This is a genomic window from Sorangium sp. So ce367, assembly GCF_051520455.1.
In the GTDB taxonomy this organism is placed as follows: Bacteria; Myxococcota_A; Polyangia; order Polyangiales; family Polyangiaceae; genus Sorangium; species Sorangium cellulosum_B.
The window spans coordinates 12,979,011-13,004,236 of sequence record NZ_CP150334.1 but is presented as its reverse complement, the minus strand read 5'-3'; the positions used below and the strand labels follow the sequence as shown (position 1 = coordinate 13,004,236).

Annotated in this window: 20 protein-coding genes; 7 read left to right on the top strand and 13 right to left on the bottom strand. The window is 71.6% G+C overall.

Annotated features, from left to right (window positions below; translation table 11 throughout):
- Positions 1-66: 66 nt before the first annotated feature.
- Entirely contained in the window at positions 67-1,155 is a 1,089-nt protein-coding gene (locus WME97_RS49415) for a hypothetical protein (RefSeq protein WP_437548254.1), read from the top strand.
- 162 nt (positions 1,156-1,317) lie between these two features.
- Here WME97_RS49415 and WME97_RS49410 read toward each other — a convergent pair whose 3' ends face one another.
- The 6 genes from WME97_RS49410 to WME97_RS49385 all read right to left on the bottom strand — a co-directional run bounded on the left by WME97_RS49410 (position 1,318) and on the right by WME97_RS49385 (position 6,390).
- Positions 1,318-2,370 carry a hypothetical protein gene (locus tag WME97_RS49410; RefSeq protein WP_437548252.1) on the bottom strand — a complete coding sequence of 351 codons (1,053 nt, stop codon included), beginning with the start codon at positions 2,368-2,370 and terminating at the stop codon, positions 1,318-1,320.
- A 683-nt stretch (positions 2,371-3,053) separates the two neighbouring features.
- Positions 3,054-3,539 (bottom strand): hypothetical protein, encoded by a 486-nt coding sequence (locus WME97_RS49405; protein WP_437548250.1) that lies wholly within the window; start codon positions 3,537-3,539, stop codon positions 3,054-3,056.
- A gap of 47 nt (positions 3,540-3,586) precedes the next feature.
- Positions 3,587-3,898, bottom strand: coding sequence for a hypothetical protein (locus WME97_RS49400; protein WP_437548248.1), 312 nt, complete (start codon positions 3,896-3,898; stop codon positions 3,587-3,589).
- A 328-nt stretch (positions 3,899-4,226) separates the two neighbouring features.
- The gene (locus tag WME97_RS49395) at positions 4,227-4,511 is read right to left on the bottom strand and encodes a hypothetical protein (RefSeq protein ID WP_437548247.1); all 285 of its coding nucleotides are present in this window, start codon (positions 4,509-4,511) and stop codon (positions 4,227-4,229) included.
- Between the two features lie 156 nt (positions 4,512-4,667).
- Positions 4,668-5,135 carry a hypothetical protein gene (locus tag WME97_RS49390; protein ID WP_437548245.1) on the bottom strand — a complete coding sequence of 156 codons (468 nt, stop codon included), beginning with the start codon at positions 5,133-5,135 and terminating at the stop codon, positions 4,668-4,670.
- Between the two features lie 595 nt (positions 5,136-5,730).
- Positions 5,731-6,390 carry an alanyl-tRNA editing protein gene (locus tag WME97_RS49385; protein WP_437548244.1) on the bottom strand — a complete coding sequence of 220 codons (660 nt, stop codon included), beginning with the start codon at positions 6,388-6,390 and terminating at the stop codon, positions 5,731-5,733.
- Positions 6,391-6,563: 173 nt separating this feature from the next.
- Between WME97_RS49385 and WME97_RS49380 the strand changes: the two genes are divergently transcribed.
- On the top strand, positions 6,564-9,980 hold the full coding sequence (locus tag WME97_RS49380; protein WP_437548243.1) for a hypothetical protein: 3,417 nt from the start codon (positions 6,564-6,566) through the stop codon (positions 9,978-9,980).
- On the opposite strand, the gene WME97_RS49375 is transcribed toward WME97_RS49380, so the two are convergent.
- Positions 9,948-10,127: a hypothetical protein gene (locus WME97_RS49375; RefSeq protein ID WP_437548241.1), complete on the bottom strand. Its 180-nt coding sequence runs from the start codon at positions 10,125-10,127 to the stop codon at positions 9,948-9,950. The genes WME97_RS49380 and WME97_RS49375 overlap by 33 nt on opposite strands.
- 116 nt (positions 10,128-10,243) lie before the next feature.
- Here WME97_RS49375 and WME97_RS49370 point away from each other — a divergent pair, with 116 nt between their 5' ends.
- Positions 10,244-11,386, top strand: coding sequence for an acyl-CoA dehydrogenase family protein (locus tag WME97_RS49370; protein WP_437548239.1), 1,143 nt, complete (start codon positions 10,244-10,246; stop codon positions 11,384-11,386).
- A gap of 201 nt (positions 11,387-11,587) precedes the next feature.
- Positions 11,588-12,778, top strand: coding sequence for a glycosyltransferase (locus tag WME97_RS49365; RefSeq protein WP_437548237.1), 1,191 nt, complete (start codon positions 11,588-11,590; stop codon positions 12,776-12,778).
- A 76-nt stretch (positions 12,779-12,854) separates the two neighbouring features.
- On the opposite strand, the gene chrA is transcribed toward WME97_RS49365, so the two are convergent.
- From chrA to WME97_RS49350, 3 genes are all read right to left on the bottom strand, one after another.
- A complete protein-coding gene (gene chrA / locus WME97_RS49360; RefSeq protein ID WP_437548235.1) occupies positions 12,855-14,057 on the bottom strand; it encodes a chromate efflux transporter in 1,203 nt (400 codons plus the stop codon).
- A gap of 66 nt (positions 14,058-14,123) precedes the next feature.
- Positions 14,124-16,289 carry a VWA domain-containing protein gene (locus WME97_RS49355; protein ID WP_437548234.1) on the bottom strand — a complete coding sequence of 722 codons (2,166 nt, stop codon included), beginning with the start codon at positions 16,287-16,289 and terminating at the stop codon, positions 14,124-14,126.
- A 242-nt stretch (positions 16,290-16,531) separates the two neighbouring features.
- Positions 16,532-16,726 carry a DUF5522 domain-containing protein gene (locus tag WME97_RS49350; RefSeq protein WP_437548232.1) on the bottom strand — a complete coding sequence of 65 codons (195 nt, stop codon included), beginning with the start codon at positions 16,724-16,726 and terminating at the stop codon, positions 16,532-16,534.
- 151 nt (positions 16,727-16,877) lie between these two features.
- On the opposite strand from WME97_RS49350, the gene WME97_RS49345 reads away from it, so the two are divergent.
- Positions 16,878-18,830, top strand: a complete 1,953-nt coding sequence (locus WME97_RS49345; protein ID WP_437548230.1) for a hypothetical protein — start codon at positions 16,878-16,880, stop codon at positions 18,828-18,830.
- A gap of 38 nt (positions 18,831-18,868) precedes the next feature.
- Here WME97_RS49345 and efp read toward each other — a convergent pair whose 3' ends face one another.
- Complete coding sequence (efp, locus tag WME97_RS49340) at positions 18,869-19,429, bottom strand: elongation factor P (RefSeq protein ID WP_437548228.1); 561 nt, start codon at positions 19,427-19,429, stop codon at positions 18,869-18,871.
- A 217-nt stretch (positions 19,430-19,646) separates the two neighbouring features.
- Here efp and WME97_RS49335 point away from each other — a divergent pair, with 217 nt between their 5' ends.
- The gene (locus WME97_RS49335) at positions 19,647-20,507 is read left to right on the top strand and encodes a tetratricopeptide repeat protein (RefSeq protein ID WP_012241841.1); all 861 of its coding nucleotides are present in this window, start codon (positions 19,647-19,649) and stop codon (positions 20,505-20,507) included.
- Between the two features lie 57 nt (positions 20,508-20,564).
- On the opposite strand, the gene WME97_RS49330 is transcribed toward WME97_RS49335, so the two are convergent.
- Complete coding sequence (locus tag WME97_RS49330) at positions 20,565-21,587, bottom strand: hypothetical protein (RefSeq protein WP_437548226.1); 1,023 nt, start codon at positions 21,585-21,587, stop codon at positions 20,565-20,567.
- Between the two features lie 62 nt (positions 21,588-21,649).
- Positions 21,650-23,638: a molecular chaperone HtpG gene (gene htpG, locus WME97_RS49325; RefSeq protein WP_437548225.1), complete on the bottom strand. Its 1,989-nt coding sequence runs from the start codon at positions 23,636-23,638 to the stop codon at positions 21,650-21,652.
- 397 nt (positions 23,639-24,035) lie between these two features.
- Here htpG and WME97_RS49320 point away from each other — a divergent pair, with 397 nt between their 5' ends.
- Positions 24,036-25,121 (top strand): hypothetical protein, encoded by a 1,086-nt coding sequence (locus tag WME97_RS49320; protein ID WP_437548223.1) that lies wholly within the window; start codon positions 24,036-24,038, stop codon positions 25,119-25,121.
- Positions 25,122-25,226 lie beyond the last annotated feature (105 nt).

Sequence of the window (25,226 nt, the reverse complement as noted above, 5' to 3'; positions counted from 1 at the left end):
GGGACGCCAACGTCGTACTTCTGCCCCTGGGATGAGGATGAAGGACCCAAGGGAACGCCTTGTGAGGTGAACGAGCCCCCCGACGCCGGCGGCGCTGGCGGATGCGGCGGCGGCGACGATGGCGGCGATGACTGCGCGGCCGAGGACGACATGGACGCCGCCATCGCGCCCGATTTCGGCGACCTGATCCCTCCGGCAGAGGTCTGCGCAGGGCAGTGCGTACCGAAGGAGCCGCTCGGGTGGTCCGAGCCCGCGTTGCTCTGGATCGGCTCCCCCGACGCCGTGCCGAGCTGCCCTGCGGCCGCGCCGATCGTCGGCTACGAGGGCTACGCGGATTTCGCGGCTCCGGCTCCGCACACGTGCCCCGCCTGCGCGTGCGACCCACCGGAGGCAACGTGCGAGGTGCCGACGGAATGGAGGGCCTACGCCAGCTTCCCGTGCGGCGGCCCCGAGGCTCCCGCGACCTCGTTCGCTGCCCCGGAGGGGTGGGATGGGACCTGCACCTCGGTGAATGCCGTCAACGCCGGACGGACCTGCGATGGCGCCCCGTGCGTGCAGTCGCTCGCGATCCAGGCGCCTCGCGTCATTTCTGCTGGTTGCGCGCCGAGGATCGCGGAGGCGTCGGAGAGGCCCGACGAGCCCGCCACAGCTGGGAGCTTCGCGATCGTCGCCCGGGCGTGTACCGGAAACGCGTACCCCCCGTGCGCAGATCCGGGCATGACCTGCACGCCGGCGCCGCCGATCGGCGACGCCGCGCCGCCGGAGGGATTCCTCACGTGCATCCACCGCGAGGGCCAGCATGAGTGCCCCGCCACGTACCCGGACCGGCACGTCTTCTACGACGGCGCCGAGGACACCCGCGGGTGCGCGCCTTGCGGCTGCACCGAGCCAACCGGGGCGACGTGCAGCGTCCTGGCCTCCGCGTTCAGCGACGAAGGGTGCTCGCAGCTCGTCGTGGCGGGTGTGGTGGGCACTGGCGACGCACCGTTCTGCGGTACCATCACGCCAGGCACGGCGCTCGGAAGCAAGTTGGTGAGCGTCGTGAACCTTCATCCCGGACAATGCGAACCGTTCGGCGGCGAGCCGGTCGGCAACATCGCGCCAACCGCAGCGGCGACGTTCTGCTGTCAACGCACCAGCTCTGTACCGGCCTGAGTAGGCGCTTCGTCCCGCATCGGGCGCAACAGCGGCCTCTCCAGGAGGTGGCGGGCCCCAGGGGACGCCCCCGCGACCCCCGCGCGCTGCACGCGCTCGCAACCGCCTCATGGGAATAGCTCCCTCGGGCGCGTCCGATGCTTCGCGGAACCGCACGCAGGTTCAGAGAAGAGCTATCAGGCGGAGCGCCGCTGCCTGCGAGATAGGCGCCGTCTTCCACCCTGCTCCATGGGGCGATCGATGGACCGGTCGAACCGTGTTGATCAAGATGTCGCCGGTGAGCTGTGCGGCCAGCCGGGCCGAAAGCGGCACCTCCAGCCCCGCTCGAAGCCCGAGCGCTGCGTAGGGCAGCGCGAGCTCCCTGCCGGTGCTCGCCCTGACCTGCCACACCCCGCCTGCCGTGGCGAGGGCACAGCCGAAGAACCAATCCATGTGGCCGCAGGAAACCAGCGAGCCGCTCAGCCCCGACACCTCAACGATCCGCCCGCGGTAGGGCTCGGCATCGATCGGAAGATCCCCGCGGGCCTCCAGCGAGAGCGAGAACCTTTCCCAGCGGGCGCCGGCGAACCCCGAGAACCCGACCGCCACCGACGGCGCCACGCCGGCGCCGAGCAGCACCCCGGCGCCCAGCTGGAGGCGCGGGCCATCCTGCGGCGGCCTCGGGTGCGGAACGGGTCGGGCTGGGTCGGGCGGCTTCGAGGCCGGCGCCTTGGGCGGCGCGCCCGGCGAGGCGGGCGGAGCGGCGCCCCTCGGCACCGGCGGGGGCGGCGGCGACGCGGGAGGGCTCTCCGGTGCAGGCCTCGGTGGCAGCATCGGGCGCATGACGGCGCTGAGGGCGAGGCCGATGTCCTCCACGAGCACGCCGCAGATCGGGCTCGAGTGCTCCTGGCGGCCGAGATCCCGGCCATCGCGGTCACGGAGCGCGATCTCTCCCTGGAACGCCGTCCGCTTGCGCCGGATGACCACCTCGATGTGCCACGCGCCGTCGCTCACGAACGGGTCGACCCCGCCGACCTGGCTCGCGACGATCTGCCGGAGGGTCGGCTCCTCGGGGCACCCCTCCGTGCCAGGCCCCCGCGTGTAGGACAGCCGCGCGCCGCGCGGCGCGACCTGCGCGAACGCCGAGGGCGCCGCCAGGACGAGCGCCGCGGCGAGCGACAGCGCGGCGCGTTTCATCCTCCGGATCCGGCCGCGGGCGAGGAGCGGGCCGGACATGAGCGGAGCTCCCTCGTTCGTCATCCGTCGTCGTCCGTCGTCATCCGTACGAGTTCCGGAAAGGTGTCCCGGCTCGTTGCGAAATCGTGCGCCGGCGCAGAAAAGGAATGCACGAGGTTTGCCGGCGACATTTCCCCCGAACCTGAGAGAAATGTCACCTGGAATTGGGAGTGAAGCGGCGTTGCGAGGTGACCGGCGAACGGCGCCGTCCTCGCGCGATGGGTGGGATGGCCCGTCGCCTGCCGGCGGGCACGCGAGGAGCAGCGCTATCCGATCGGCTCAGGCTCGACGTCGGCCTTCTTCCTGGCGTTGGCGGCGCGGGCCCGCTGGTCGGCGCGCCGCTCTTCCTCCACCGCGTCCTCGTACGGCGAGAGCAGCCGGTCCCGAAGGAGCGCGTGCGTCTCGTCCTTGTCGTCGTCGTACTCGGCATGGGCCTGGACCAGGAGCGTGCCATAGGCCTCGTGCCACGCCTCGACCGCCTTGACGGCCGGATCCGCGGCCTTCGCCTCCGTGACGCCGAGCTTCTTGCCGTACTGCTCCGTCCAGCGCTGGAGGCGCCTACCTCGGCCGAGAGTCCGAGACGCTCGACGGCCGCCATCACGTGTCCTGTGGACGCACGCGGCGCGCGCGACACGCGCGACACGCGCGACACGCGCGACACGCGACGCGCGCTGAGCTTCCCATCAAAAGCGATAGACGCCCTCGACGGCTATGCTGATGGAGATCCCGGACCAGGCGATGCCTGGGATATACGCCGTATGTACGGTGCCTCTGCCGCCAAGCCGGCTTTCCGGTGCCGGGAACAGGATCGCGCCCAGATGCACGGCCGGCGCCAGGCCGTGCTCCCGCTGGCACCACGTGTCCGCGCAGAGCGGCACGGCGAACGCGTCGAGGCTCGGACCGAGCTCCAGCGTGAGCTCGCGGTGGTGGATCCCGAGCACGGCGGCGTTCACGTCGATGACGCCGATCCAGCGCAAATCCTTCAAATTGAAGAAGGAGATCGCATTGCGGTAACGAAGGCTGCCCCATTCGGCGAACCGCCAACCCAGCGCGATGCTGGGCTGCAGGGTCATCCCTCCCGTGGCGCGACGCTCGCCCAGCGACGTGATGCCCACGCCGAGGCCCGCCTCCAGCTCGATCTCGCCCGCGCGGGCGATTCCGGGGAGCAAGGTGACGGCGACGGCGGCAACGACCCGGCACCGTGAGAGGCCGTCGCTCAGAAGTCGCCTCCGCCCGGCGGTGGGAGCGGCGGAGGGAGGTCGCTCGCCATCGGAGGAGCGTCGTCGCAACCATCGATGTCGTTCGGACAGCTGCGCACCGGCGTCGGTGGCGGCGACCTGAGCGGGGTGCCATTGCAGCGCACGTCGTCCACATGGAAGCTCATCTTGAAGAGCATGCGGTCCGCCGCCGACATCTTGTCGCTCATTTCACCAAAAAGCCATTTGGGAAAGTAATATTCGCTGTTATTGATGCAACGCGCCACGATCTCGGTCCAATCGACGCCATCTGTTTTGAAGGCTCCCAGCACTTCCCGAGCGGTCCACCGATCAACACGTTCGTACTCCTTCCACGTTCCGCTCCCAGGGGGCTCTTCGAGGTTCCCTGTGCATCGGACCTCCACCACGTCAGCGTCCGGATCGAGCGATTCTAGCCACGCTCGGACTTGACCAGACGCATCATCGGGGACAGAGCAGCTCAACAGAACCAACAGGAACAACACCACGCATCGTCGCATCACGCACCTCCGATGCCGCATACGCGTCTTGTCTGCGAATTCGCCGCCAGACTGGATGGGATCACTTTACGTGGATGAGCCGGTCGAGGCCGAACGTTCGGGCACGTCCGCGGGTGCGGACTCATGAACAGTCTTCGGGCGGTACGGGGGGCAGGCCGAGCTCTGCCCTGATCGCATCTCTAGCGTCACGGAGCTCGCGGGTGATCTCGTTCTCGGGCTCCGCATCCCTCAACCTCTCCAACGTCGCCTCCAACTCGTCTGGAAATTTTTCGTCCTCGAACGTCTTTCCGCCTTCCGTCATCCGGAGAATCGTTTCCAACTTGGCCTGACGCCACCGCTTGTCGGCTATCTGCACATTGTAGATGGCCCTCCCGCGCTCATAACGCAGCACCACCTCTTCGCTCACGCCAAATTTCTCAGCCAGAGCGCGCCGCTCCTCGGCCGACAAGCCGCCAGACCGTATTCGGCGCACGATCTCCCAAATGAGAAGAATGTCTTTCGTCCATTCAACGCGCATACCCATCACCCAGCCCACGTCCTGCGAACAGCGAGAGAACGCCGGTCACCTCCGAGCAGCGTCGTCGCAGTCCTCAGCTCCGTCCAGGCAGCGGCCCGCCGGCGCCGGTGGCGGCGACATGAACCGTTTGTCGTCGCAGCGCACCCCCTCGACCCAGACCCTCATCTTGAAGGCCAGGACCTTCACCCCCCTGATCTGCTCGCTGATGGCGCTGGATAGCCGTCCGGGGAGGTCGTTTCGGGCCGCTTCGCGGCGTGCGGCGCGGCGACGCGCCGCGATCTCCTCGTGGTCGATGACCTCGCCGTTGATGACGACCACCGATTCACGAGTGAACCATCGATCGAGTTGCTCGTCCTCCTCCCGTGTCGCGCTCTCGGGCCCCCCCTCGATCTTCCCTGCGTACGGTGCCTCGATCACCCCGGCGCCAGGGCCGACCGACTCGATGCGCGCTTGCCCTCGAACGGACGCACCGTCCTCGGGCAGGACGCACGCCAGCAGAGCCAGCAGGAGCAACGAGACGTATCGTCGCATCACGCACCGCCGGCGCCGGAGACGCGCCAGGTCGTCCACTGCGCTGTCGACCCCGCTGAAGCCAGCCAGCGCAACCGCACACGCGCCCGTCTGGAGGCCGAGCAATCCGGCCGCCTCAGCGCACCCAGGATCCGTCCTCGTGGCATCAGCGGAATCGGACGCGCCGGGCTCTTGGCCGCCCTGCATGTCGGTACCCCGGTGAGCGTCGCACGCGCTGCGCTCGTGACCAGGCGGGTCGCTGACCTCCGCGCCATCGCGCCGGCCGGGCACAGGAGAGCTGCCCGCCTCCTTGGCCGCATCGACAGCGCAAGACGCGGAGCCAAGCATCCGGCGCACCCATAACAATGGCGCCCCCCGCCGCACGCGACGACGGTACCTGCAGCGATCGCTCGGCGTCAACCTGCGTCGGGCACGGACTGGTGGAGTGGGGAACGGTTCAGACTGGGAGCCTTGGTTGCCCCGGACGGATCGGGAGCTTAGGTTGCATCTGTCGTGGAGGACCAACGACGTAGGAGCGCTGCACGCAATCTTATGAATCGTGCAAGCTCCGGTCCGTCGAGAGGCTCATGTTCAGGAATCAGGGAGGTTGCGCATGAGCGACGCGAACGCGGTTCCCTTTCCTCTTGATGCTCAGGACTCGTATAACGGAGATCTCGGACAGAGCTCGCACGTGGGTTCCACCGCAAGGTATCGGAGGGAAGTCCCCGATCTGGATCGCTCGCGAGCTGTACGGATCACCCACCACCTTGACCTCGATGGGTTTCGAGAGGAGCTCTCCCAGGCGCTTCGAGAGCGCTGTGGCAAACCCATCAAAGCTGCAAGCCTCCGCCGGCCCTTCGAACTCGACGCGCGCTTCTCCTGGCCACTGATGACCGGCCACGGCGGTCAAACCATGCTGAAGACTTTCCACCAGCCCGGCGATCAGGTGCCCGGACGAATGATAGACCGAATTCAGCCTCCGCCAGGCGGAATCGACTGCAAAGACGTAGGTTCCCCCGACGGACAGGCCTGCGAGCGAGTCCACGAAGTGGTCCACCATGCCGCCATCGTGAGCCACGTGCAGGACGCGCGCCGGGCCAATGGTGCCTCGATCGGATTTTTGACCACCCCCCTGAGGGTGGAACCAGGTCTCAGCCACTCGGACGACGGGGCTCTCACCTGCGATGAGCTCTGTGACGACAACATTCCCTGTCGCATCGGCGCGCTCTAGGTAGACCCTTTTTGTAATAGACTCCATCTCCCCTGCACCTCGTCCCCCTTGGCGTCCCGTCGGCCATTTCCGTACCAACCGCGAGCGTGCGTCCGGCGCCCGCGCTAGGCTCGGCCGCCGCCCGGTCAGCCACGCAGACAAGGAGACTCGAGCGCGAGCGAAGGATGCGTCGTCCCCGATCCCCCCTCTCCCCCCGATCCGTGATCCCTGCCCTGCTCGTACCGCTCGCCTGCAGCGCGGGCGGGTGCTCTGGCGGCTCCCTGCGAGACGCGCCCGCACAGACCGGCACCGCGGCGCACGCGCCCGGCACCAGCCCGGCCCCGGCCCTCGCCCCGGAGAGCGCGCCCTCGATCGGCACCGCCGCGACCGCCCTGGCAAGCGTGGCTCCCCCCGGCCGCACGCCGCTCGGCACCGCGACGGTGCAGCCGCTCCCCTTCACGATCGAGCCGTCGCTCGACCGCCGCTCGGTGCTGCTCCTCTCCAAGCTGTCGTCGGATCGCGCCGGCTGGGTCAGGCGGCTCGACGCTGCCACCGGAGAGCTCGGACCACCGCACCTTCTCCTCGACGAGGACCTCGCCGGCGCCCACGCCTCCCCGGACGGGACCACCACGCTGCTCACCTCGCAAGGCGGCGAGCTCTGCGTGACAGCCATCCTCCCGGGCGAGGCCTCGGCCGCACCGCGCACGTGCGCCCCGGTCCGCGCGCACGCCCTGGCCGCCGTGGGCGAGCGCGTCGCGCTGATCGAGCTCGCCGAGACCGCGCCGCGCGGCAGCTCCGCGACGCCGGCCCAGCGCGCCGCGCGCGAGCGCTCCGCCGCGGCCAAGCCCGCGCGCAAGGCCCCCGCCCGCAAGGCGACCGTGGCGAAGCCGAAGCAGCCGGCCAAGACCTCCGGCGCGAGCGGCAAGCCCACGCGGAAGAAGCGCGGCGAGCACCGCGGGCGCGACGGTCGGCCCACGAAGACCGCGCGCCCCGCGGCGCGGCCGAAGCGGCCGGACCCGCTGCCCGAGGTCGAGGTGCGGCTCCGCTGGGTCTCGCCGTCCGAAGGGATCGCGGCCACGTCGTCCCCCACCGGGCTGCGCTTCCGGCCGCCGCTCGACGGCATGGGGCTGATCGACGCAGGCGGGCGGCCAGGCGCGATCGATCTCTTATTTTACGCAGCGAGCTCGAAGAAGACGAGCACGTCGTGGCTCGGCAGCGCGCAGATCGCCTTCGCCTCGCTCGGCGAGGACGGCAAGCTCGATCCGGGCCGGCGCGCCGTCGTGGTCGAGGGCGATCTCGACTACGGCGCGCTGCGCGGCCACCAGGATCCGCGCCTCGTGACGGTGAGCGCAGGCGCCGTGGTCGTCGACGTCACCGGCCGCAACGGGGCCTGCCAGGCGACGCGCGTCGCGCCCTCGCTCCAGCGGCTGGTCGCCGGCGCCGCGCCCAGGGCGGTCTGTACCGTAGATCCAGCGCGCCTCGCGGACGCGACCCCGGTCACACCGGCCGAGATCGGCGCGCTCGAGCGCATCGCCGCGAGCGGCGCCCGGCGCGCCCCGGGGCAGCCGGGGTACGATCCGGGGCTCGCCGCGTGGGCGGGAGATCGCGCGTATTTCCAGACGATCTCCGGCGGGCTCTTCTCGGCCTCGCGCGCCGACGGGCAGCCGCGCAGCGAGCCGGACCCATTCCCGGCGCGGCGCGCGCGCATCGCGTGGGGCGCGCTCGCGACGGACGGCGAGGGGCTCGCCTTCGCCGCGGGGCAGCTCCACCGGCTCGACGCGCGCGCCCTGATCACCGCGGCAGCGGCGCCAGAGAGCCTCGGCGCGGCGCCGGCGGGCGCCGCTGGCGGCACGCCGGCCACGCCGATCGGCGAGCCGGAGCGCCCCACCGACAGGCGGCGCGCCGCGCGCATCGGGTCGTCCTGGTGGCTCGCGAGGACCGACGTGGGGCGGCTCCTGCCCGAACCGCTCGTGGTGCCCGCGCTGCGGGGGCGCGCGCACGAGGACAGCACGGCGCTCGTCGGGGGCCGCGAGCGCGGGCTCTTCCTCGAGGTGCTCGGCGACAGGCTCCAGATCACCGGGATCGACGCCTCGGGCGCGCTCACCGGGCTCGGCGCTCAGGGCCGGCTCGCGCCCGTCGCGCCCGTCGCGCCCGACGCACCCGATCCCGACGCCGCACGCCGCGCGCCGCCCGCCCTCGCCATCGCGTCGCCGGTGCGCGCGGGGTTCGACGCATGCGAGCGCCGCGGCGGCGGAGCCATCGTCGCCGGCGTGAGCGCCGCGGATCCGCGCGTGGTCGTGGCGCTCTCGATCGACGCGCTCGGCCGGCCCGGCGCGGCGCGCGTGACCTCGCTGCCGATCGTCGAGGGCGAGCTCGCGGTGCGGCTCGTCGCCCTGCCCGAGGGGGGCGCGCTGCTCAGCGACGCGGCCCGGCGCCACGTGGTGTGGCTCGACGACGAAGGCGCCGAGCTCGCGTCGCAGCCCTGGCCGGCCGACGACACCGGCGCGCTCTGCGTCGACGGGCAGCCCGCGCGGCGCGCGGTCCCGGCCCCGTCGCCCGGCGCCTTCGTGACCGTCCCGGAGCTCGCGGCGCCCGGCGCCTGCGTGGTGGGTGATGCGGTCTGGGCCTCCGACGGCAGCCTGCGGTGGTTCGGGAGCGCCGTGAGCGGCCTCGACGCGCAGGCCGAAGCCGGCGTCGCGCGCGTCGCTCGCCCCGCGCCGCCCGCGAGCGCCGGCGCGGCGCGCTCGGCCGCACGAGAGCCCGCGGAGGCGCCCGCCGCCGCGCTGCCGGGCGCGCCCGCGTGTCCGGCGGACATGGTGGCCATCGACGGCGGCCGCTTCTGCGTCGATCGCTTCGAGGCGATGCTCGTCGACGGCGCCACCGGACAGGCGCTCTCGCCCGACTACCCGTCGACCCCGAACCTGCTCGAGCTCACCCTCGCCGACTGGTCGACCGGCCTGCGGCGGATCGGCGACGTCCACGCGCGCGCCTTCCCCCTCCCGCTGCTCGCCTCCTGGCAGCGCGGCCGGGCGATCGCCGCCCTTGCCCGCTCGCGGTCCGGGGTGCGGCCGAGCGGCTACGTGACCGGCCTCGTCGCCGAGAGCGCCTGCGCCGCGGCCGGCAAGCGGCTCTGCTCGGTCGAGGAGTTCGTCACGGCGTGCCGCGGCGAGGACGACACGCTGTACCCGTACGGCGACACGTTCGAGGAGGGCGCGTGCAATGTCTACCGGCCGGCGCACCCCGCCGCGCTGCTCCACGGCAATGCGTCGATTGGCCACCTGGATCCCCGGCTGAACCGCGTGCGCAGCGCCCGGGAGCCGCTGCTCCGGGAGACGGGCGGGAGCCCGCGGTGCAGGAGCCGCTGGGGCAGCGACGCGGTCTACGATCTCGTGGGCAACCTCGATGAGTGGGTGAACGAGCCGGGCGGAGCGTTCGCCGGCGGCTTCTACGCGCGCTCGACCCGCGCAGGCTGCGAGGCCCTCATCACGGCCCACCCGAGGAGCTACCTCGATTACTCGACCGGCGTCCGGTGCTGCCAGGACGGGCCCTCGCCCCCGGCGACCGCGACGGAGGCGCCGCCGGGCGCACCGGCCGCCCCCGCCGGCTCAGAGCCGCGGCCGCCCGGGCACCTGCCGTAGCATCCCGGTCACGGCGAAGGCGGCGGAGATCACGAGGAGCGCGGGGGTCCACGGGTGCACGGTCAGCACACCGACCACGGCGAGCAGCCAGGTCAGCAGCGAGACCAGCACCACGCTCCAGAGCACCACATCGGTCCAGCTTCTCATTCGTGCCCCTTTCGATGAGGGTCCGTCCAGGGGCGAGGCGAACGGCGTGCCACTCCATCGCTGACGCGCGGCCCCGCGTGCTACGTTGGGCCGCGATGAGCGCGTCATCTCCCGCAATGGCAAGCGATCTGGAAAACCCGACGGAAGAGCACCGGATGCTGCGGCAGATGGTGCGGGATTTCGCCCGTGAGGTCGTCGAGCCGCAGGCCGACGAGCACGACCGGAGCGCCACCCTGAACGTTCCCCTGATGCGGCGGCTCGGCGAGCTCGGCCTGCTCGGCGTGACCGTGCCCTCGGAGTACGGGGGCGCGGGCATGGACGCGGTCGCCGCGGTGATCGTCCACCACGAGCTCGCGAAGAGCGACCCCGGGTTCACGCTCGCGTACCTCGCCCACGCGATGTTGTTCGTGAACAACCTCTTCCACGCCGGCAATGACGAGCAGCGCGCGCGGTACCTGCCGAAGGTGCTCTCCGGCGAGTGGATCGGCGCGATGGGCATGACCGAGCCGACGAGCGGGACAGACGTCCTCGGCATGAAGACGTTCGCCCGGCGCGACGGGGACCGGTACATCCTGAAGGGGCGCAAAGCGCTCATCACGAACGCCCCGGAGGCCCAGATCTTCCTGGTCTATGCGACCATCGAGGGCCGGGTCACGACCTTCGTCGTGGAGCGGGGGTTCCCCGGGTTCTCGACCGACGAGAAGACCCCGAAGATGGGAATGCGGGGGAGCACGATGAGCGAGCTCCTCTTCGACGACTGCGTCGTGCCCGCCTGGAACGTCCTGGGCCAGGAGGGGGGCGGCATCCGCAACATGATGAGGAACCTGGAGCTGGAGCGCCTCACGCTCGCGGCCATGAGCCTGGGAATCGCGGACCGCTGTCTGGAGATCATGATCCAGTACGCCGGAGAGCGGAAGAGCTTCGGCAAGCCCATCGCCGAGCACGGGCAGATCCAGCGCTACATCGCGGAGAGCTACGCCAAGACCGAGGCCGCGCGCGCCCTCATCTACGCGGTGGCGCGCAACGTCAGCCCCGAGCGGAGAAACCGGCTCGGGACCGACGCGGCAAAGCTCTTCGCCGCGCCGGTGGGCAAGGAGGTGGCCGACAACGCCATGCAGGTGCTCGGCGGCTGGGGCTACTGCACCGAGTACAAGGTGGAGCGGTTCTTCCGTGACGCCAAGCTGCTCGAGATCGGCGGCGGCACGCTCGAGTCGCACCAGAAGAACATCACGCGCGAGCTGATCGGCCGCATCAGCTGACGCTGCCCGGCCGCGCCGATAGGCTCGCGTGGCCTCGGCGCGCGTGTGTCGGCGACGGATCCTGCGCAACACCCGGAGTTCGTGCCGGCCATCACGTACCGTGGGCGATGAGGGGCTGTCACGCCTCGGTTGCGAAAAGTCAGCGCTGGGTTTGCGGTCCGGCCATCGAGACGCCACGCGATTCGATCAGCATGGCCGTCCATGGATTGGGGAGAACTGGCGACGGTCGCGCCAACGGCGCTGTCATCCATCATCTACGCGACGATTCAAACCTCCTTCCTCTGGAGGATCGCGCGGCACCGGCTCGTGGCGCCGGTCGACGCGTGGCGCCCCTCCGGGGCGACCCCGTTCGTCAGCATCCTCAAGCCCGTCGCGGGCGTCGACGACGGGCTCGCCGACAACCTCGAATCCTTCGCCCGGCTCGATTACCCCTGTTACGAGATCGTCTTCGGCGTCGCCTCGCGAGAAGACCGTGCGGTGCCGGTGATCCAGGCCTTCATCGCGGCGCACCCCGAGGTGAAGGCGCGGCTCTGCCTGACGGATCCGAGCGAGGCGTTGAACCCGAAGGTGGCGCAGCTCCTCGAGCTCGAGCGCAGGGCCGAGGGCAGCGTCCTCGTCATCTCGGACGCGAACGTGTGTGTCCGCCCAGACTACCTCCGCTCGCTGCTGTCGATCTTGATGCGGCCGGGCGTGGGGCTCGTCTCGAGCGTCGTCGTGGGCACGGGGGAGCGGACGCTCGGCGCGGTGGTCGAGAACGCGCAGCTCGGGGCGTTCATCGCGCCCGGGGTCGTCGCCGCCGCCGAGCTCGCGGGGCGATCGATCAGCGTGGGCAAATCGATGGCGATGCGGCGGGTCGACCTCGCGCGGGTGGGAGGGTTCGAGAGCGTGGCCCACGTGCTGGCGGAGGACGACATGCTCGGACAGCGCTTCAGCGCGTGCGGGTTCGTCGTCGATCTCTGCCTGGATCCGATCGAGAACCGCAACACGAGCGGCTCTCTCACGCGCATGCTGGATCGACACACCCGCTGGGCGAAGATGCGGCGCACGCTCGCCCCGCGCTGCTTCGCGGCGGAGCCGTTCAACTCGCCGCTGCTCATCGCGTGGCTCACGTTGCTGCTCAACCCGACGGGCCTCGCGCTGGAGATGTGGCTGTTCGCCTGGACGCTCCAGAGCCTTGGGACCTTCCTGGCCCTGAAGATGCTGCGCCCGGCGCGCTCCAACCTGGCGCTGGTGGCGGTGGAGCCGCTCCGGACGCTGTGCTGGTTCTTCTGCTGGCTGAACGCGTATTCGAGCCGCCGGGTCGCCTGGCGGGGCAACGCGTTCCACATCGGGCCCGGGACGGCGCTGGTGGCCGCGGACGAGCCGTCTTCCCTGCGATCGCCCGCCAGGTAGCGGGGGCGAGGGATCCCGGGCTGCTCCCCGGGCGCGGGCGCGGCGAGGAGGGGCCGGAACAGCGAGGAGCGCCGGCTCAGACGTGAACCGACGCGACGCCGATGACGGCGCCGGCCAGGATGAGCCAGAGCGAGCTCACGCGGTACCGGATGAGCAGGAAGGCTGCCGCGATGGCCAGAGCGCCCGTGAGCCAATCGACCACCGCCGCGCGGGCGAGGCGGAACGAGACGACCGCCATCAGGGCGAGCGACGCCGCGTTCACGCCGTCGAGGAAGGCCGAGGCCACGGGGGAACGGCGGACGCGGGGGATCAGCGGTCCACTCAGCGCGACGAAGAAGAACGCAGGAAGGAAGATGCCCGCCGTGGCGACCAGCGCGCCCGGGACGCGGCCCAGGAGATAACCGATGAAGGTGGCCGCCGTGAAGACGGGGCCGGGCGTCACCTGGCCGACCGCCACCGCGTCGAGCAGCTGGGCCTCCGTCATCCACCGGTATCGCTCGACGAGATCCGCGCGGAGGAACGCGAGGAGCACATACCCGCTCCCGAAGAGGACCGAGCCCACCTTGGCGAAGAACAGGAACAGCGGCAGGAGCCCGAACGGCACGCTCACCGCCGCGGCCGTCGCGGCGGCGCCGCTGGCGAGCGGGACGGCGAGCGGGACGGCGACGGCCGCCGCGCCGGGAGGCGGACCCGCGGGGCGCCCTGCCGCGAGCCGGTGCGACACGGCGAGCGCGCCCGCGCCGGCCAGGACCGCGAGCTCGTGGATCCCGAAGAGGCTCGCGCCCGCGCAGAGCGCCGCGAGGCCGAGCGAGCGCCGCGAGCGCAGCCCGGCGCGGCCGAGACCCCAGAGCGCCTGGGCCACGACCGCGATGATCACCGGCTTCACCCCGTAGAGGAGCGCCGACATCTCCGGCACCGCGCCGAACCGGACATAGGCCCACGCGAACCCGAGCGTGATGAGCGCCGCCGGCACGATGAAGCACCCTCCGGCCACGAGCAGGCCCGCCCAGCCGGCCCGGCGATGCCCGATGTGGATCGCGAGCTCGGTCGAGCTGGGTCCCGGGATGAGGTTCGTGGCACCGTAGAGATCGAGGAAGTCCTCGCGCGTCATCCAGCCGCGCCGGCGGACCACCTCGTCCTCCATCATGGCGACGTGGGCCGCGGGGCCGCCGAAGGCCGTGGCGCCCAGCCGGAAGAAGAGCCGCGCGAGCTCCCAGAGCGCCGCGCCGCGGGCCTCCCCGGACGTCGGCGCGCCCTCGATGCCAGAGTCTTTGCTCATGATATGTGGTGCCGCGTGGAACAGGCCTCGCCGGGCCTCCAGGGAGCCGCGAGCGCCGGAGGCTCATCAGTCGATGGGGGGCTCCGGGATCTCCGGCGGGACGAGGAAGAAGACCTTGCGGGTGCTGAGCGTGGTCACGCTGTCGCCGGTGACGACGATGTTCGTCGTGAACACCTGCGGCGCCGTCGTCGGAGGCACCGAGACGTTGGTCTTCGGGATCACGTCGAAGCAGATCGTGGGCCCGGGGAACACGTTGGTATAGGTATCCGCGACGCCATCGACGTTCTTGTCGATGACCCTGAAGCCGGCGGTGCAGGGCGGAGGAGCGCTGTTGTTCGCGATGATCCTGTCGATGAACGCGCTCGCGGCGTCGAACGCGTCGGTCTCGTCCGCCACCGCCGCCGCCGAGATGTCGAGCGTGACATAGGTCGTGAGCACCTTGATCGCCTGCACGACGGCCAGGTTCAGCCCGTCGCCGCTGCTGGCGACCCGGAACACGAGCGGGCACTTGCCGCTCTCGATCGTCACGCCGCTCCCGTTCTCGCCGACGCAGCACTGCCCCACCGCGCACCGCGGCGGGCGCATGCCCTCCGGTCCCCACGCCGCCGGCGGGACCACCGAGCCCGTCGCCACCGCGCCGGCCGTCAGGTCGGCTTGCGCCTCGACCGAGCTGGAGGCGACCATGCCGATGAGCCGGCCTCCCACGCCCGTCACCGCCTGCAGCGCCTCCGAATAGGTCGGCGACTCCACCCTGGACTTGACGTAGTTGTGCTGTACGAACGTCCCGTTGTGGCTCGGCGTGTCGGTGATCATCACCACGATGGGCAGCGAGCCGAAGCGGAAGCCCACGCCGCCGATGGTCCCGACCGTCTCGCCCGCCGGGGTCATACCCGGCGGAGCGCTCAGCCGATTGAACATGGGCACGTTGGCGCCGCCCTTGTTCGTGCCCGCCCCGGTGGCGATCTGATAAAGAGCCTCCCAGCCGCTCTCCGGGAGATCGCCGCCGGCCTCGGCCTTGAGGTAGTTCACCGCGTCCTGCACCGACTCGCGCCCTGCCGGCGTGAGGACGCTCATCACCCGGTGCTCCAGGTAGAACGGCTGGTCGTTGCGGCCCCCGTAGGCGTCGATCGGGAAGTCCTTGTACTGAGTCACCCCGATGCCGATGTTCGGGATCTCCTTGGCGAGCTGATCGATCATCTCCTGGAGCGCGCCCTTCAGATGATTGATCTGGCCGCCCATGGTCGCGGTGGTGTCCATCGCGAACACCACGTCGGCCTGCGAGATGGTGGTCGAGAAATCCAGCGTGTCCTGCGCGGGCTCCGGTTGGCCCTGATAGGGCACGATGAACACGAAGTCCCCGCTGGCCCGCGGGTTGTCCAGGTCGTCGTTCGGGTCCGTGCCGGCGGCCTGCTCGATGAGATCGTTCACGCCGTCCTCGTCGGTGTCCTCGCTCGCGGTGCTGGACTCGCCCGGATCGAGCACGCCGTCGCAATTGAGGTCCTCGAGCTCGTCGAGCAGGCTGTCGTTGTCGCTGTCCAGGTCGAGGAAATCGCCCCCGCCGTCCCTGTCGCTGTCGATGGGCGGCTGCTCGGGCTCGCCGTCGCCGCGCTCGATCGAATCGGGCCGGCAGTCATCGTCCGAGTCGAGATCTCGAAACGCCGGGATCCCGTCGCCGTCGGCGTCGAACTCTCTCTCGAACCGATCCAGGATATCGTCGTCGTCGGAGTCCCTGTCACGGAAATCAGGCCACTTGTCGCCGTCGGTGTTCACCGGATCGAGCGGGTCCGACCCGAGCTCGACCACATCCAGGAGGCCGTCGCCGTCATCGTCGGGGTCCACGTAATCGGCGGTTCCATCGCGGTCGCGGTCGCCGTCGCCGTCGTCCTCGTCGGGTAGCCCGTTGTTGTCGGAGTCCTCGTCGCGGTAATCCGGCACCCCGTCGCCGTCGCTGTCACGCGGCTTCGCTTCCCCTGGGAAGGGAGCGCCCTCGAGCTTGTCGGACAGCCCGTCGCCGTCGGAGTCGGTGTCCTCGAAATCCGGCTGACCGTCGCGATCCGTGTCGACCGCATCGCCGCGCCCCTCCTCCGCATCGCTGATCCCATCGCCATCCGCGTCCGCGCTCGGCACCTTCCCGGGCGTCTCGTCGGGCGGCCTGTTCTCCGACGTGGCGTCGCAGCCGATCGGCGCGGAGAGCAACAGGCAGCAGAGCAGAGGGTGAAGGCCGCGACGCATAGGAGCTCCCGCGCGAATGTGAGCGCGAAATCCTAGACGCTCCACGCAATCCGGATCAACCGACATTCCGTGGTGCGCCGGGGCTCTCCGCCCGTCATCAACCGCAGACGGATTGCCTCCCGCGGCCGCCGCGGAGCGCCGGCGCGCGCGTGCGCAGCGGCTCCTGCGAACCCGTCACGGCGGCTCGTTGCATGGCGCCGCTCGCCGCGATCCGCCGCGGAGGCTCGACCGCTGCACCGGCGTCAGGGGAGCTTCAGCCGAGGCAGCGCGACGGTCATCGACTCTGCCGGCGCCCTCTCCCGGTAAGGGCAGTGGCGGCACTTGGAGTTACAGCAGTATCCCCGTTTCAGGTGATACGCCTCTGTGAAAACCACCCGGCCTCCCTCGAGGTAATAGTCTTCGCCTTCGACGGCCCTGGGAGGCTTCGGCCCGCTCATCTACCCTCGATCAAGCTACTCCGAAAGGCGCACCGGCGCCATCCGGCGCGCGGGCGGCTGGACGGCGCGCCGGCTCCACGACGCCCGCCCGCCGCCCGTGCTACGCCTGCGCCGCCCGCCGCACACCGGTGCGCCGCCGGGTCCGCCCGCGATGCCCGATCGATCCTGCTCGAAGCTCCTCCACGCCCTGCTCCCGCTCCTCGCCGCCGCCGGCTGCGATGGCTGCCCGAGCTCCAGGCCCTACACGCCTTACACGCTCGGCTCGGCGGCGCCCTCCGGCGCCCCGCCCCCGCTGAGCGGCGTCGTCCCTGGCGCGGCGACCGCCGGCCCCGAGGCCGACGCCGGCGCCCCGGACGCCGCCGCGCCTCGGTTCGCGGTCGTGCCGAGCGTCCCGGCGCCGGAAGGCGGCAAGCAATGGCCCCTCGAGGGCGGCCCCGTGGCCGCGGCGCCGACCGGGCGCACGTTCGAGACCGGGCTCCTCCTCGACGTCGACGGGGACGGCGCGCGCGATCTCGTCGCGTGGGCGCGGTCGCCCGACGGCCTGCGCGGCGAGCTCCTGCTCGCGCCCGCCGCGCGGCCGCAGGCGCTGCGCACGCTCGCCGCGCTCCCCGGCGATCTCGACGCGCAGGGGTGCACCCCGCGCGTCGGCCTCAGCCAGATCGGCCCCTCCGCGCTCGCCTTCGATTTCGCACCGCAGTGCGGCGGCGCTCACCGCGGCGCCGCGGGTACGGGCCCGACGCGCTGGATCGCCGTGATCCGCCTCCCCGGGCCCGCCGCGGGCGCGGGCGCGCCGCCGGAGCTCGCCCTGGAGCTCCGCCTCCGCGCGCCGCCCGCGGAGGAAGCGCTCTCCGCCTCCCTGGAGGTCGCCGACCGCGACGCGGACGGCCGCGACGACCTCATCGTCTCGGTCGGCCTCTCGGGCGCCCTGCGCCCGTTCCCTGCCCCGGCGGGCGCCGCGTCCGAGATCCGCGCCCCGCTCGTCTTCCTGGATCGCCCCGCCGGCCTCTCGCGCGACGCGGCCCAGCCCGGCGAGGCGCTGCGCGCCCTGGCCGCCTCCCTGCTCCGGGACGCGCGCGGCAAGTCGACGGCGCCGGCCGTGGCCGCCTCCGCCCAGCGGCTGCGCCGGTTCCACGCCGCCCTCTGCGCCGACGCCGAACGCGGCGCCGGAGCGACCGCCGGCCGCGACGCCGCGCGCGCCGGCGAGGCCCTCGTCTGGACGGGCGCTGGCCCGGTGCGCTGCGGCGAGCCGGGGCTCGCGGCCGCCATCGACCACGCGGAGGCGGTCGCGGCGTCCACGCGGGGCGCGCCGCTCGCGGCCATCGCGGCGCTCGACCGGGGCGGCGCCGAGGCGCGCACCAAGGAGGACGGCAAGCTCCTCGCGAAGCTCGCGCCGCCGGCGACCGCCGCCGCCGTGTACCGCACCGCCGCGGCCCCGCAGCCGACCAGGACCGGCGCCTTCGGCCCGCTCGCGTTCGAGGCGAGCGGCGCCCTGCTCGTCAGGACCGCGCAGGGCGTCGTCCGCGTCGACTCGGCCACGTCCACCGAGTCCGCGACGGACATCCCTCCCTGGCCCGCCGCCGTCCACGCCGGGCCCGCGGAGCTCGTCGCCGTCGAGCGCCGCTGCGACGCGCCCACCTTGCTCGCGCTCTTCCGCAGCTCGCCCGATGCCGTCGGCGAGATGGAGGTCCCTCTCCCGCTGCTCCGCGGCCAGGGGCCTCGCGCCCGGCCCGGCGCGGCCGCGCCCGAGCGCTGCGCCGGGACGGAGCGCCTGCCCTTCGTCCCGCTCGCCGCGTCCGAGCGCGGCTTCGACATCGCCCTCGGCGCCGCGTTGATCTCGATCGACCTGCGCGCGGCCGCGCCGGCCTCGTCCGCGCTGTCGTTCCCGCTCACCACGCCCGCGCCTCAGGGCGCGGCGCGGTCGCCGGACGGCGCCACGCTGGCGATCCCCGCCGCCGGCGGGCTCCTCGTCGCGACCGCGGGCGGCGCCGCGCGCCTCTGGACGGGCGGCGACCTCGCGCAGGCGACGGCGTGCGCGCCGGCCAACGGAGGCGCCCGCGTCGCGTGCGTCGCCGGCGCGGCCGCCGTGATCTTCGAGGCGAAGTGACCTCCGTCGGCCCTCGGACCCCGGAGGTCAGCCAGGGATCACTTGTTGACGCGCTCCAGGTACTTGCCGTCGGCCGTGTCGATCTTGATCCACTCGCCCTCCTTCACGAAGAGCGGGACGTTGACGGTCGCGCCGGTCGACACCGTGGCGGGCTTGGTGGCGCCGCTCGCCGTGTCGCCCTTGACGCCCGGCTCGCTGCTCACGATCTGGAGCACCACGTGCGGGGGCATGCTGACGCCGATCGGCAGCCCGTTGAACAGGGTCACGTCGATCGACATCCCGTCGCTCAGCCACTTGGAGTCATCGCCGATCTTGTCGCCGGGGACCGTGAGCTGCTCGCCGGTCGCCGCGTCCATGAACACGAAGTCGGTGCCCTCCGGATAGATGTACTGGAGGCTGCGCTCCTCCACGTCCGCCGGCTCCAGCTTCTCGCCCGATTTGTACGTGCGCTCGAGCACCGCGCCCGTCGCCATGTTCCGGATCTTGACGCGGGTGAACGCCTGCCCCTTTCCCGGCTTGACGAACTGGAAGTCGATGACCGAGTAGGGCTGGCCGTCGACCATAAACTTGAGGCCTTTTCGGATGTCGCTTGTGTCCATGGGGAGAGCTTCCTGGTAGCGTAAGGGCGGCCTGTCGGCGAGGCCGGGGATCCGCGTCCGCGGCACCCTGGCGCGGCTCGGGGGTCCGCGTTCGCGGCCCCTTCCACGGGTCGGGGGTCCGCGTTCGCGGCCCCTTCCACGAGTCGGGGGTCCGCGTTCGCGGCCCCCTTAGCACGAGCACGGCCTCCTGCACAGGCCACGGTTTCAGGACCTGAAAATGCACGACTTCGACGACGAGCTCAGGGAGATCAAGCGTGAGATCGTGGAATCCCGTGGGCTCATCATCAAGACGAACAACCTCACGAACGCCCTCGCCGCGGATCTGAAGAGCATCTCCAAGCGCCAGATGGCGTACGAGCGGCGCGCCTTCTGGAACAGCGCGAGCGCGAACCTGCTCTTCGTGATCGTGGTGATCGGCGTGGTCAAGCTCGCCTGGGACGCACGCGTGGACGCCGTCCAGGCCGAGACGAAGGGCGCGCGCGACCGCATCGCGAAGCACGAGGCCGATCTCAAGGAGATGCAGCAGCGGAGCGACGCGCGCGCCAAGGCCGAGAGCGACGCCGCGGCGTTCTACGAGCTCATCCGTGCCGAGCGGCGACAGGAGGTGATCGAGGGCTTCGAGGCGCTGCGCAAGGCGCCGCTCACCCGAGCCGAGCTCGCGTTCTTCTCGGACTCGGTCGACAAGTCGCGCTCGGAGCTCTCGATCAAATCGTACCAGACGGGCCTCGATCACATGCGGACGGGCCGCTGGCACGAGGCCGCTGTCGCCTTCGAGGACGCCATCCGGCAGAAGGAGACGGCGTCGCACACCCCGTCGGCCCGCCTCAACCTGGCGCGCGCCTACCGCAGGCTGAACCGGCAGCGCGACGCGATTCCGCTGCTCATGACGCTCTCCGAGGCGTCGCCCGATCGGGAGGTCATGGATGACGCGACCTTCCTCCTCGCCGAGTGCCTCCTCGACATCCAGGCCTGGAACGACGCGAAGACGACGCTGCGGTCGTTCATCCGCCGCTTCCCGGACAGCGCGTACATCAACGACGCGCGCCTCGCGCTGGCCGACGTCTCGCTCCGGCACTGACGCGCGCCGCCGCGGCCGGCCGGCGCTCGTGCTCGCCGCCGCGGCGGCGGGACGACGTCAGGACCCGCGCCGCACGTCGATCCGGCGCGGCTCGTCCTTCTTCTTGAACCAGCTGGATCGGAGCTGCCGGCGGAGGCCTGACGCGAACAGGCAGTCGCGGAACGCGTTCTGCTCGAAGGTCACCGCGCTGTGCGCGAGCGGGACCTGGATGAAGATGGCGCGGCCGTCCAGGAGCTGCTTGCGCGTGAGCTCGCCCGGGCGCCGCTCGTGCAGGCAGGCGACGCCCTGCGCCTCGAGCGCGCGCTCGAGCTCGAGGTTGAGCCGCCGCACGTCGCCCGCGACGAAATGGCTGATGAGCTTGTGCCGTTCCCGCCCCGAGCGGCCCTTCCGCTCGAGCACCCAGTCGCGGAACGCGTCGACCTCGCCGTACAGCGCGTCGAACAGGTACACCTCGTTCACCTCGCAGCCGCCGTGGCGCAGGCACGCGGCCGCGACGCGGTATCCGCCCGAGTGAGCCGACAGGCAGAGCGTCCCGAGCTTCGCCTCCCGCGGGATGGCGCGATCGCCGAGCGCCCGCCGCGCCGAGGGGCTCGCGAGCACCGACGCGAGCTCGCCGCACAGCCGCCGGAGGCCGCCCTTCTGCCCCAGCTTGCCCGGGGGCGACTCCGCCGCGTTCACCGCGCACTGCGGCACCACGAGCACCGCGTTCTGCTTGCTCTCGTGGAGCTGCTCGCGGAGCTTGTGCGCCGCGATGGCCCGCTCGGCGGTCGTGACGTGGCCGTGGAAGTGGATCACGAGGTCGAGCTCATCGCTCTCCGGCGCGCGGTAATGGGCCGGCACGAAGACCATCGCCGTGGCGTCCTGGTAGGGAGCCCCGTCGCAGGGAAACGGCGCGTTCGACAGCTCGATCTTCAGCGTCACGCCGATGTCCGACGCCTCGACGGCCCTCACCCTGGAGGCCGCCCTGGCGAGCGCCGGCGCCGGCGCCCAGAGCCCCGGCGCGGCCAGGGCGCCGCCCGCCGCGCCGAGCGCACGAAGAAAGGCCCGGCGGCCGAGCGCCGGTGTTGCGATTCGGGACATCCTGGCGACCTCGTCCCGCGCCTATCACCGGCGCTCGATCCCGGCCAAGAAACCGCGCCTCGTCAGGGCTGACTTACGGCGGCGGAGCTGACCTGCGCGAGCAGGTCCTGGATGCGCCGGACGAGCTTCGCTGGCTCCTGCACCACGCCCTCGACGAGGAGGGCCTGGTCGAGGAGGAGCTCGGACCACTGCTTCACCCGCTCCGAGCCGGGCTCGCGCCCCGCCAGGATGTTGAGGTTCTTCACCACCGGGTGGCCCGGGTTGAGCTCCAGGATCCGCTTGGATTCCCCGGTATTCTGGTCGATGAGCTTCATGATCCGCTCGAAGTTCGCCCCTGGGTCCCCCTCGGCGGCGACGAGGCAGCTCGCGCTGTCGGTCAGGCGCCGCGAGACGCGCACGTCCTTCACCCGCTCGCCCAGCGCCGCCTTGACCGCCGCCACGGCCGCGTCCACCGACGCCTCCGGCTCGTCCTTCTTCTCCGGCTCGGCGCCGAGGTCGACATCGCCGTGCATCACGCTCTTGAGGCGGCGCTTGTCGAACTCGTTCAGCGACTGCACGAACCACTCGTCGACCGGATCCACGAGGAACAGCACGTCGTAGCCGCGCTTCCGGAACGCCTCGAGGTGCGGGCTCTGCTCGACCGCGTGGCGGCCGAGCCCCGTCACGTAATAGATCTCCTTCTGCGCCTCCGGCATCTTCGCCACGTAGTCGCGGAGCGAGATGACCTTGCCGGCCTCCGTGTTCATCGACTCGAACCGGCAGAGCTCGGCGATCGCGTCCTTGTTCTTCCAGTCGTTGGTGACCCCCTCCTTGATGACCCGGCCGAACTCCTTCCAGAAAGCCGCGTAGCGCTCGGGCTCCGACTCGGAGAGGTCCTTGAGCGACTTGAGCACCTGCTTGACGATCTGCTGCTCGATCTGGGAGAGCGTGCGGTTCTCCTGGAGCATCTCGCGAGAGACGTTCAGCGAGAGGTCCTCGGAGTCGACGACGCCGCGCAGGAAGCGCAGGTACATCGGCGTCAGCTTGTCGCAGTCCTCGACGATGAGGACCCGCTTCGCGTAGAGGCGCACGCCCCTGCGGTCCTTGTGGAACATGTCCGCCGGCGCCTTCTCGGGCACGTAGAGCAGGGCGTGGAACTGCACGGGCGCGTCGATCGACAGGTGCACGGTGAGCAGCGGCTTCTCCCCCTCGTGGCCGCCGGTCACGTGCCGGAAGAACTCCGCGTGCTGCTCCTCGGTGATCTGCGACTTGGGCAGCGTCCAGAGCGCGGCCGAGCGGTTCGCGACCTCGTCGTTCACCTTGATGGGGAAATGAACGAAATCCGAGTACTTGCGGATGATCTCCTTGATCCGCCACACCTTCGTGTACTCGCGCGCGTCGTCCTTGAGGTGGAGGACGATCTTCGTGCCCGGGTGCTCGCGATCGCCGGGGGCGACGGTGAAGGAGCCCGCGCCGGACGAGCGCCACAGGACGGGCTCCGCGCCCGGCAGCATCGAGCGGGTCTGCACGTCGACGCGCGAGGCGACCATGAACGCGGCGTAGAAGCCGACGCCGAACTGGCCGATGAGCTGGAGCTTGCCGCCGTCCTTCTTCTGCTTGGCGGCCTCGGCGTTGGCCTTCAGGAACTCCAGCGACCCCGAGCGGGCGATGGTGCCGAGGTTCTGCACCACCTCGTCCCGGGTCATCCCGATGCCGTTGTCCTCGATGGTGAGGGTGTGGGCGGCGTCGTCGAGCGTGATGAGGATCGCGGGCTCGCCGGATTGTTCAGCGACGCCTTCGCGCGTGAGGGCCAGGAAGCGGGCCTTGTCGAGCGCGTCCGACGCGTTCGAGATGAGCTCGCGGAGGAAGACCTCCTGGTTTGCGTAGAGCGAGTTGATGACCAGCGCGAGGACCTGCTGCACCTCGGCCTGGAAGGGGAGCTCGACCGCGCCGGCGGCCTTGGCCTCCTCGGACGGGGTCGACGCGGGCGTCTCCGGGCCCGGGGCCGCACCCGAAGGGTCGGCAGAGGGCGTGGAACCGCTGGTTTCGGGGTTCGGGCTTTCCGTGTTCATGTCGGCGACCAAATGCATCCGATTTTCGAAAGGGCAATCCCCCGGCGCGCGCGGAGCGCCACGGGGCGTCCCCGGAGCGCGCCGCGGTGTGTCGCCTCGCTCCGAGCGCGCTCCGCGGCCAGCTCGGGGCCCCGCCGCCGCGGCGCCCCCGGCCGAGGTGAGGGGCTCACCAGGCCGCGGGCCGGCGCCTGCGTCGAGGTCGGGATCTGCGCGCCGGGTCGTCACGTTCAGGTCGCTGTGCGCGATCCCCGCATGCTTGCCCGGCTTTTCCGGTGGGTAAGGGTTTCTTCATCAGGTCGCCGGAGCTAGATTCACCGGCGTTGCACCCTCGCCGTCGTGGAGATCTGTTGTGGTAGCACTTCTCCGTGCAGTACTCCGTGTTCTCCCGGCAACCGGCGTGCTGGCCGGGGTGCTGGCGCTCGCGGGGTGCGGCGATCGGGGCAAGACGGCCGAGCAGGACGTGAAGCGTCCGCCCGCCGTGCTCCAGTTCGACGGCTATGTCTACGTCCCGACCGGGACGAGCGATTTCAAGATCCTCGAGCGCGTGCGGACGCAGACGCGATCGGTGTTCACGGGGCTGCGGAAGTCCCGGGTGATGGTGAGCCGGCGCGAGGTCCAGGGCGCGACCACGGACAGCTTCGCCAAGGAGGCCGTGACCGTCGTCGACGCCGCGGGGCACCGCACCCTCGCGCTCCGCGTGCGCTACCGCTTCGTGGCCCGGCCGGAGGTCGCGAACGGCATCGACGATCGCAAGGAGCTCCCGCTCGCGCTCCTGCACCGGGAGGACGACGAAGTCGCGGGGCGCATCCACGAGGAGTGCACGCCGCCCCAGGAGCGGAGGAAGGGGGGCGCCAGCGCCGTCGGCCTCGACTTCGATCCGTCCCTTCCGAGCTGCAAGGCCGCGATGGCCGCGGAGCAGGCGGCGATCGACGCGGCGCGCGCGAAGGTGCCCGAGCTCGCGGGCGGGCCGCCGGCCTCCGCCAAGGACACCGTGGTCCCGCTCGAGGAGGTGCAGCGCGTGTACGTCCCGACCCAGGTGACCGTCGAGCTCCGCGATCGCAAGCCGGGCGAGGTCGCGCCGCGCTACGTCCCGGTGGATCGACCGGAGAAAGAGGACGCGCAGATCGCGACCGCGGAGCCGTCCGGCGCCGAGCACCCCGAGGGGCTCGAGCCGGCGGTGGTGATCATCGACCCGGATCTCAGGACGGGGCGGACGCCCGAGGAGAAGGCGATCGCCGAGGGGACCCTGCTGCCGAAGATGCCCGCGGCCGGCGGCACGGGCGCCGTGAGCGGCGGGAGGCGGATCGAGGTCGTGAGCCCCGCGGTGGCGCAGGCGCAGCAGCGCAAGGTGGAGGCCGCGACAGCGAACGAGCGCTTCGAGATCCCGTTCGAGACGCTGACCGACCCGAAGTTCCTGGTGGTCTGGCTGAGCCTGCTGATGGCGTATCCCATCCTCCGGGGCGATCCACGGAAGAAGCGGTGACGCGCGCCGCGAGCGCTGGCGCGCGCCGCGGCGCACCTCGCCGAGAGGGGCGACGGCGCGGCGCTCGGACCGGCGCGGGCACAGGCCGCCGCGGTCGCGGGAGGC